This is a genomic window from Campylobacter sp. CH246 (genome assembly GCF_004378835.1).
Classification (GTDB): domain Bacteria; phylum Campylobacterota; class Campylobacteria; order Campylobacterales; family Campylobacteraceae; genus Campylobacter_D; species Campylobacter_D jejuni.
Map to the genome: position 1 here is coordinate 94,957 of NZ_RYYA01000007.1, position 7,259 is coordinate 102,215.

General features: G+C 25.8%; 6 protein-coding genes. 3 read left to right on the forward strand and 3 right to left on the reverse strand.

The features are described from left to right. Window positions 1-18: 18 nt before the first annotated feature. Together ELQ06_RS06660 and ELQ06_RS06665 are read left to right on the forward strand one after the other, a co-directional pair. Complete coding sequence (locus ELQ06_RS06660; protein WP_052821013.1) at window positions 19-2,391, forward strand: McrB family protein; 2,373 nt, start codon at window positions 19-21, stop codon at window positions 2,389-2,391. After that, window positions 2,384-3,715, forward strand: coding sequence for an McrC family protein (locus ELQ06_RS06665; RefSeq protein ID WP_134237489.1), 1,332 nt, complete (start codon window positions 2,384-2,386; stop codon window positions 3,713-3,715). Before ELQ06_RS06660 ends, ELQ06_RS06665 begins: the two co-directional genes overlap by 8 nt. Here the strand turns inward: ELQ06_RS06665 and ELQ06_RS06670 are convergent. The 3 genes from ELQ06_RS06670 to ELQ06_RS06680 are packed head-to-tail and all read right to left on the reverse strand — an operon-like array spanning window position 3,704 to window position 6,257. Continuing rightward, a complete protein-coding gene (locus ELQ06_RS06670) occupies window positions 3,704-4,507 on the reverse strand; it encodes a metal ABC transporter permease (protein ID WP_052775334.1) in 804 nt (267 codons plus the stop codon). The genes ELQ06_RS06665 and ELQ06_RS06670 overlap by 12 nt on opposite strands. Continuing rightward, complete coding sequence (locus tag ELQ06_RS06675; RefSeq protein ID WP_116484604.1) at window positions 4,500-5,354, reverse strand: metal ABC transporter ATP-binding protein; 855 nt, start codon at window positions 5,352-5,354, stop codon at window positions 4,500-4,502. The genes ELQ06_RS06670 and ELQ06_RS06675 overlap by 8 nt, the downstream gene beginning before the upstream one ends. A 12-nt stretch (window positions 5,355-5,366) precedes the next feature. Next, window positions 5,367-6,257, reverse strand: coding sequence for a zinc ABC transporter substrate-binding protein (locus tag ELQ06_RS06680; RefSeq protein ID WP_134237490.1), 891 nt, complete (start codon window positions 6,255-6,257; stop codon window positions 5,367-5,369). Between the two features lie 268 nt (window positions 6,258-6,525). On the opposite strand from ELQ06_RS06680, the gene ELQ06_RS06685 reads away from it, so the two are divergent. Continuing rightward, window positions 6,526-7,259, forward strand: a 734-nt coding sequence (locus ELQ06_RS06685; RefSeq protein ID WP_208335031.1) for a cache domain-containing protein, incomplete at its 3' end; no start/stop codon positions are given.

Genomic DNA, 7,259 nt, shown 5'->3' on the forward strand with positions numbered 1-7,259 from the left:
AATTTAAGGATTTTTGTAATGTGGAATTTAGATGAAAAAAAATTACAAGAAATGCATGATGGCTTTTTAAATTTTCAAGAAGTATGGACTTTAGAAAAAGTTAAAAATATGACTCTTGAAGAATATACTAACATTAAAAAAGATAATCCAAATAGAGATGATTTTACTTTTTGGATAGAAAGTAAATTGGATAATCTAGGAAGTATTTGGGGTGGCTCAGCTTTTAAATTTGGTATATATAGAAGAAATGATGAAAGTCAGAAAGAATCTTCTAACGGTAGATTATATAGTCAAAATTATGCTTGGATTGCTAAATATGGCAATAATGAAAATGAAGCATTTAATAATATCAAAGAAAAAATCATACAAATAATACAAGCAAGTCAAGATAATAATTTAAAAGCTATAGAAAAAATAGATTTTGGGGATGCAATTAAATGGAAAATAGCTTTTCATTATCAAGATGTAAAGAATATAAAAATAGTTAATATTTTTTCTAAAAATGTTTTAGATTTAATATCTTTAAATGAATTTAAAGAAAAATTAAAAATATATCAAATACATAAAAAATTATTAGAGAATAAAAATTTATCATTAGTTAAAATGATAGAAAATATAGCTATTCCTTTATGGAATAAATATGGCATGAATAGCCAAAATTATATAGATAAAATGAAAAATTTATTTAGTGAATATTTAAATAAAAAGAAATTAGATAAAAATACTATAAATAAATATATTCAAGTTATAGAAAATATATCAAAAGAATTTTTAAAAGAAAATCTATATAGTTGTGATTTATTTAGTTTTGATCAAAATATAAATAAATTAAATAAAAATGAAGAATTTGAGTTAAAAAACAGCAATGGAAACAATATGTATTCTAGTGCATTGAATTATTATAGAGCTTTTTTGATTGATTATTATGAACAAGATATTTTTATAACTGAAAGAGTGCAATCTGAGGAATCAAATATGAAAATTATACCCTTAAATCAAATTCTTTATGGACCTCCAGGGACAGGAAAAACTTATCATACTATAGATAAAGCTTTAGAGATTATATCAAAAGAAGAAAAAATACAAATTCCAAGTGAAGATGATAGAATAAATAGAAAAAAATTATTTGATGAGTATTTAAAAAATGGACAAATAGTATTTACTACTTTTCATCAAAGCTATGGATATGAAGAATTTGTAGAAGGTATAAAGCCTATAATAGACAATGATGAAAATTCTCAAGAAGTAAAATATGATGTAAAAGATGGAATTTTTAAAGAATTATGTGATAAATCTTTGAAAAATTATATTTTATCAATGCAAAATGAAAATGAAATTGATTTAGATAAATTAATTTTTGAATTTGCTAATTATATTAATCAAGATTTTTTAAATAAAGGAAATGAATTTCCTTTAGAAAATAAAGTTAGTATTAAAAAAATTCTTTTAAACTCTAAAGATGAATATCGTTCTTTTTTATTGGGTGGTTCAATTAAAAGTCCTCAAAGATTAACTATAGATATTATAAAAAGAGATTATCTAAATTTTAAAAATAAAAAAATTCTATCTTTTAAAGATATTAAACCAAAATATGATAGTCAAAGTGATTATCATGGTAATGCAATTTACTATTTTATGTTTTATAATAAATTAAAAGAATTTGAAAATATACAAAATGAAAAATTTAAAATAAAAAAAGAAATTTTAAAATCTTACATAATTATCATCGATGAGATCAATCGTGGTAATGTAAGTAAGATTTTTGGTGAGCTTATAACCTTGATAGAGCCTAGTAAAAGGATAGGTGAAAAAGAAGAGTTAAAAGTAAAATTGCCTTATAGTGGTGAAGAATTTGGGGTGCCTAAAAATGTTTATATTATAGGCACTATGAATACAGCCGATAGAAGCATAACTTCTCTTGATACAGCTTTGCGAAGAAGATTTGAATTTATTGAGATGATGCCTGATGTGAGCAAATTATCTATGGATTGCGAAGGTATTAATTTACAAGAATTATTAAAAGCTATAAACACTCGTATAGAATATTTACTAGATAGAGAAAAAACCATAGGTCATGCGTTTTTTATAGGTGTTGAAAATTTAAATGATTTAAAAAAGGTTTTTCAAAATAAAATCATCCCACTTTTGCAAGAGTATTTTTATAATGATTATGCTTTGATTAATGCGGTTTTAAATGATAATGGTATGATTTTTGAAGATAAAAAAGACGATAAATATCTTCAAAAAATAAAAAATCTAGATAGTGTTAATAGCGAGAGAAGTATTTATAATATTGCTTCATTTGATGATAAAATTTGGGATAAAATAGAAATATATCAAGCAATTTATAATGATGAAATAGCAAATAAATTAAAAAACGAAAATGAATAGTACTTTTTCCATCATCGAATACCAAGCTTTTTCTAAAGAAGATTTAAAAGAAATTTTCAAAGAAAAGGCCGAAGGGTTTTATAAAGAGCTAGAAGACTTTGCAAAAAATAATGAAAATCTTCTAGGCTTTAAAAACAAAAATTCCTTAAAAGCTAAAAATTATGTCGGCATTATACAGACTAAAAGCGGGGTTTTGGAGATTTTGCCAAAATGCACGAATTTAGATAGTTATAAAAAGGAAGATAGTTCTTCAAATCATGACAAAGAAAAACTAAGAAGATACTATGAATTAGACAATATTTCTAAAAATAATGATTTTTATGAAAAAGATTTTAAATTTAATCCTAAAAATCTTTTGATAAATATGCTAAAAACCTTAAAAAACTCCCCCTTTAAAAAATCACAAATTTCATCTTTGCAAAGTTCTAAAATTCCTTTATTTGAAGTGTTTATCACTATGTTTTTAGATGAATTTGATAGCGTGTATAAAAAAGGCTTGATGAGATCTTATCTAAGTTGCGAAGAAAATAGGGCTTTTTTAAAGGGAAAATTGCTATTTAACGAGCATATCAAGCAAAATTTGATACACAAAGAAAGATTTTTTACAAGCAACGATGAGTTTGTTTTAGATATAGCACCCAATCGTTTGATAAAATCAACGCTAAATTTTTTAAAATCCAAAACAAGTTTGAATAAATTTAGACTTATAAAAGCCATGCAAATGCTTGATGAGGTAGAATTTTCTAAAAATTATGAAAAAGATTTTAGTTATAAAATTTCAAGACATTTTGATTATTATGAAAACTTGCTTTTGTGGTGTAAAATTTTCTTAAAAAATGAAAGTTTTATGCCTTATCATGCTAAAAATGAAGCTTTTGCTTTGCTTTTTCCTATGGAGAAAATTTTTGAAGATTATGTAGCTTATATGCTAAAAAAAGTAAATCCAACTCAAGATATTAAAGTCCAAAACAATGGAAAGTATTTAATCTCAAAAAATGATGAAAAATGTTTTATGTTAAAGCCTGATTTATATATAGAAAATAAAATGATCCTAGATACCAAATGGAAAATTCCAAATGATAGTGAAGATGAGAAAAAACAGGGTATAGAACAAAGCGATTTGTATCAAATGTTTGCTTATGCTTGCAAATTTAAAATTTATGATATTAAACTTGTGTATCCTTTATGTGAAAAAACTCAAGATTTACAAAGAAAAATCGCAGAAAAATTTTTTGTTTTTAAAGCAAGCGAACATTTGTATTTTAAAGAACAAGGGCAAAAAGATATAAAAGTCCAAGTATTTTTTGCACCTTTACCTTTTTAAAAATTTGCCTATCAAATGCACTAAAAAACCAAAGCAAGCTATAGCTATGATGCAAGCACCGCTTGAGAGATTAAGATAATAGCTAAGTATAAGTCCTAAAATACAAAAAATCATACTTAAAAAACTTGCCAAAATCATGATAAAGCCAAGTCTTTTGGTAAAATTTTCAGCAATAAAGCTTGGGATACTAAGTAAAGCCATAACTAAAATAAGCCCTACAAGGCGTATGGAAATAACTATGCAAAAAGCCATAAGGGCGATTAAAAGATAATGAAAAAAACTTGTATTGATACCACGAACTTTTGCAAATTCCGCATCAAAGCTTAATGCTTCAAATTGTCTATAAAATAAAAAGATCAAAAGCACCACCATGCTATCAACCAAAGCCATAAGCCATAAATCTTGTGTTCCTACAGCCAAAATGCTCCCAAAAAGATAAGCCATTAAATCTGTGTTATAACTAGGGCTTAAATCGATTAAAATAATCCCAACAGCCATTCCAAAAGCCCATATTACAGCGATAATACTATCACTTCTGTGTTCATAGTGTTTAGCTAAAAAAGCTACTAAAAAAGCCAAAAATAAAGTAAATATTCCCGTGCTTAATAAAATAGGCAAAGAGAAATAAAAAGCTATACCTATACCACCAAAAGCCCCATGTGTTATACCTCCAGCCATAGAAAAAAGGCGATTTATCATCACCAAAGTGCCTATGATCCCACAAGCTATACTGACTAAAATCGCTCCTAGTAAAGCGTTTTGAAAAAAAGTGAAATTTAAAATTTCAAGCATTATTTTCCTTTGAAAATTTTAAACAAAAATTTTCTTTTTTAAATTCTGTTTTTTTCAAATTTCTTCTTGTAAATTCTTGTTCGCATAGTTTTTTACTATCGCAATTTTCTTCATCGCAAAAACAAGTATTTAAACTCATTTCTACATCACAAAAATGAGAGTGGTTTTCGTATAAATGTTTTAAAAATGAACTTTTTTCTTTTTCTTTAGTGTTGGTATGTAAGAAAAGTTCTTTGTTTAAATGTGCAATTTTATCGCTATAAGCTAATACAAGGTTGATATCGTGACAAATGAGTAAAATTCCCATGCCTTTTTGGTGCAAAGAGCTTAGAAGTTCAAAAATTTGTATAGCAGACTTGTTATCAACGCTTGCGGTAGGTTCATCTAAAATAAGCATCTTACATTCACTAGCTAAGGCTCTTGCGATAAAAACACGTTGTCTTTGTCCTCCGCTTAGAGAATCAATTGTTTTGTTCCAAAATTTTTCCATTCCTACACTTTTTAAAGCTTGCATAGCTTTTTCTTTATCTTTTTTCTCATAAAAACCAAAAATTTTTTTACTTACAAGTCCCATAAGAACGATTTCAAGTACTCTTGGACAAAAATTAGGATTGGCTAGAGTGTGTTGAGGAACATAGCCTATTTCTTTTCTTTGAAGAGCTTTGAAATGGATTTCATTTTTGGATTTTAAAAGTCCTAAGATAAGTTTTACGAGTGTTGATTTTCCTGCACCATTTGGACCTATGATAGAGAGAAAGTCTTTATTGTCATAGCTAAGATTGATGTTTTTTAAGATGATTTCATTATCATAAGTGTAGTTTAGATTAGAAATTTCAAAAAAAAGCATCAAAAAACCTGATTATAAATTATGAGAAAAGGCATCAGCAGTTTTTAAAAGCTCATTTTCCCAATCATAAGATAAATGATCTATTTTGTAAATTTTTGCATCACATTCTTTGGCAAGTGTTTTTGCTGCATTTTCAGGGAAACCATTTTGAACAAAAATGACTTTTAAATTTTTATCTTTCATTAGAGTGATAAGTTTTTGCAAATCTTTACTTTTTGGTTCCTTACCTAAAATTTCTACAGGAATTTGCGTAAGATTATAGCGTTTTGCAAAATATGTCCAAGAAGGATGATAAACTACAAATTCTCTATTTTTTAATTTTTCTAATTTTGAGGCAATTTGTAAATTTAAACTATCTAATTCTGCTAAAAATTTATCTAAATTTTCTTTATATAAATTTTCATTTTGTGGATATTTTTGAATCAAGGTGTCATAAATATTTAAAGCCATAGTTTGGACTAAAATAGGATCTAGCCAAGTATGAGGATCAAAATGCTCATGTTCGTGGTGTTCATGCTCATGAGAGTGTTCGTGTGTATCATGAGTTTGAATCAAAGCTATGTTTTTTTGCATATTTACAACTTGAAGTTTTGAAAAATTTTGTTTAAATTTATCCGTAAAAACTTTTTCAAATTCTAAGCCTATAGTGAAATAAATATCACTTTTTTCAAGTTTTTTCATGGTGTTTGGTTTAAATTCAAAATTATGCTCATTGCTATTTGGGGGTAAAATAACATTGACATCTAGAGTATTTGCAGCTATTTTTTTAACAAAAAATGCTTGAGGTGCTATACTGACACTAACTAAATTGCTACTAGTATTTTGTTCTTGCTCTAAATTTTTAGCTTGTGTGAAAGTATAAAATATCCCTAAAGATAAAATAAATAATAGAATTTTTTTCAAAATATTTCCTTCGATATAAATTTTTTAAATTATAACGATATTAAGCTTAATACATAGAATTTTCGAAGCGATATTTATTTAAATAAAAATAATAAATATAAATTAATTTAATATTTATTAAATGAAATTTTTTATCACTTTTATATTTAAGTAAAAATTTAGATTTTTTAATTTATAATTCTTAAGAAAATTTAGCATTATTTTATATTTTATAAAATTAATGTTAAAAGTTCTTTTACAAAAATTAATTAAATTTAAAAGGAAAAATATGAATAATATCAAAATAAAACTTTCTGTTATTGCAAATTCAATTGCAATTTTTGCTTTAAGTATTTTGAGCATCATTAGCTTTTACTTTACAAAAGATTCTTTGTATCAAAGTACGCTTTATACTGAAACAGAACTTCTTAAAGCAACACAAATTTCTATAGAGGATTTTAGATCCAGAAATATATCTTTGCTTAATACTCTTGAAAAAGATATATTAAAATTACCCTATGAAGCACTAAATTCTCAAGATAACATAGTTAATAATGTAGGGGCCATATTAAAATACTACCGCAATAGTGGAAATTTGCTTGCTGTTTATATTGGTTTAGATAATGGTGAAAATATCATAAGTAGTGATCTAAGCGAGAAAAAAAATACTAATATAACTATAAATGGAAAAGCCAACAACTATAATGCAACTACTAGGGAATGGTATAAAGAAGCTAGAAATAGTAATCAAATCTATATAACCCCAGCTTATATTGATGCTGTTAGTAATGAATACTGCATTACTTACTCTAAAGCTCTTTATAAGGATGGTAAATTTATTGGTGTTTTAGGAATTGATATTTTATTAACTAGTTTACAAGATCAAATCGCTAGAACTCCAGGCAATACCTTTGTTTTTGATAATAAAGATAAAATTTTTGCAGCCACCAACGAAGCTTTATTAGATCCTTCGGTAGACCATTCTCCTGTTCTAAATGCATATAAACTCAATGGTGATAACAA